Consider the following 2,325-nt stretch of genomic DNA (forward strand, 5'->3'; position numbering starts at 1 on the left):
CGGCTTCTCTTTATAATCTTTCATCCCCAAATCCGCAGGTTTATCCTGCGGTTATTCCAGCAAACAGAAAACTGAGGGATACGGCTATTATGATAAAAAGACCAGCTAAATAAAGTCAAGGGATAATTCGAGACTTTTTAGGTAGCACATTGACAGCTGAATAGGGGATAAAGAACGCATATTGAGACGGTTTTGAGCATGCTGTCGCAAGCCTTCGTAAAAGCTGTAGGCTAAAGAGGTTTGTCGAGGAGCGGCTAACTTTGTGCGATAGCGTTGTCCTTTTGCGATTGGACAGAGGGTCTTGGCTCGTAAGGCCGTTGTTCTTTCATGACAGCGAGTATTACACCTGCGAGCTTGCGAGCAACGCCTGACAGTGCAACGTAGTGATGCTTGCCGCGCGCCCTCATGGAGTCATAATAGTCACCGAAGTAGGGGTCATGCATCCTTGCAGTGTCAGCGGCGTTCATGAGCGCGTAGCGCAAGTAACCACTGCCTCGTTTGGACATATGCTCCTGGTCTCCTTCGAACTTCCCGGACTGACTTTTGGAGGCATCGATACCGGCAAACGCAATGAGTTTTTTCGGGTCATCGAAGTTCTCAGGAGCTCCCAGTTCTGCGGTGATGACGGCAGCGTTCACGGGACCTATGCCCGGGATAGTTTGAAGCAGCTCTCCTGGTGTCCCCTTGAGGATGCGGGCTATCTCAGCATCCAGGACAGCGATCTCCTTGCCGAGGTGTTCAACGAGGTTCACCATGTGCTTGAGCTCGAAGGCAAGGGCATTGGCCGCAAGCTCGACACCGACGGATTTCTTGGCGAGCGCCTTGAGATCCTCGGCTTCTGTGCGACCGAAGCGTCCACGACTTGCCACCCGTATGGTTTTGGTGAGCGTGCGGACGTCGGTTGTTGCGATAGCTGCTGGCGTAGCATAGTCTCTCATCAGGGCTTTCGCTGTTGCACTCTGCATGCCGCCTACCGCATGTGCAAGTTCCGGGAACAGCCTGTCTGCCACGGCAGTTGCCTTGTTTTTGAGCATGGTTCGCTCTTTGACGAGATGCATGCGATAACGCGTGAGTTGCTTGAGGCTATCTGACACTTCGGGTGTCATGCTTGTAGGGCCAAGCCGCTTGAAGCGGGCGAACTCTGCTATCAGAAACGCGTCGATAAGATCGGTCTTGGTTTTGCGGATCGTATCAGCCTTGCGGAAAGCATCGGTGAGCACCGGGTTTATAACTGCTACAGGATAGCCGTGGTCGGACAGAAATGAATAGGTAGCCATCCAGTAGTGGCCGGTGGATTCCATGGCGACGATACAGTTTTCGTCATCGATATCCAGTTCGCGAAAACGCTCGAGCAGCAGCTTGAACCCTGCATCGTCGTTGGTAAACGAGATAGCCTTTCCGTGTGGCGTACCATCTTCCATCCTTGCGGCAACGGTGTGGTCGTGCTTGGCGATGTCTATTCCTACGTAGTACAAGGCTTCCTCCCTAATCTCGCATAGCTTAGGCGAAGGCTTTTCTTCAGGCACCGCGACACGCAACCTCGTTGGATATACGACCCCAAACGGCCATCCAGCCTCATTCACGTCCTGTCGCGGGCTGGAGGCGCGATCCTTTTTGTCAAGGCTAAACCCCAGGATACAGCATGCGCCCTCCGCCCATTTACACGCTCTTTATCCCATATTTACTGCCTTGAGTAAAGAGCGCGGCCACGGCGTCAGATGTGATGGGTGCCACACCCAAAAACGTGGTAGAAAGAATATACGAGGATGCGGCCCTATGAGTGGTGTGGTTAAATTCAAGCAGCAAACAACTACTATCAAGTTTATTGAGGTCGCACGCCAACGTGCTGTTTTTACCCTACGCATGATGCAGAAATTACCTAAGCGCACTGCATTCTACCCAAACGCCCACCCAAGGCGACCTTCCCAACAGCATCGTGCACTACAGGCAAATAGCCAACTCCATTTAGGGTGCCAATCAAGTGCCAAACACCGAAAAGGCATAGACCCGCGCATGGTCGAAATGGTATAAATAAGTCTGATTTTGGGCTGGCCGAAAGGCCCTGGTCCACCCAAGGGCGGGGATTTTTTCCCCGCCACTTTTGTACCCAGGGGCATTAATTGGCAGAGCCTAGCGTTTTTATTGATGAATCGTCTTTTGGCCGAGAGGTTAGACAATGGCTAAACAGCACTCAGTAAATCCGAGCTCGACTTCTTCTTAAGCGTGCGCGACTTGAAGAAGAACTACTTGAAGCCCGCCTGCCATAAACGCCGTGGAGGGACGAAGGAAAATTCTGCATCAGGGATGAAAACATGGTAAGATACG

The 2,325-nt window shown here is 52.1% G+C and carries 1 protein-coding gene; it reads right to left on the reverse strand.

Going from position 1 to position 2,325, the window contains the following annotated elements; genetic code table 11:
• Positions 1-254: 254 nt before the first annotated feature.
• Complete coding sequence (locus tag RR842_RS14020; RefSeq protein ID WP_332730198.1) at positions 255-1,475, reverse strand: IS110 family transposase; 1,221 nt, start codon at positions 1,473-1,475, stop codon at positions 255-257.
• Between the last annotated feature and the right edge of the window lie 850 nt (positions 1,476-2,325).

Origin of the sequence: Gordonibacter sp., from assembly GCF_036667095.1 — a bacterium.
GTDB lineage: Bacteria > Actinomycetota > Coriobacteriia > Coriobacteriales > Eggerthellaceae > Gordonibacter.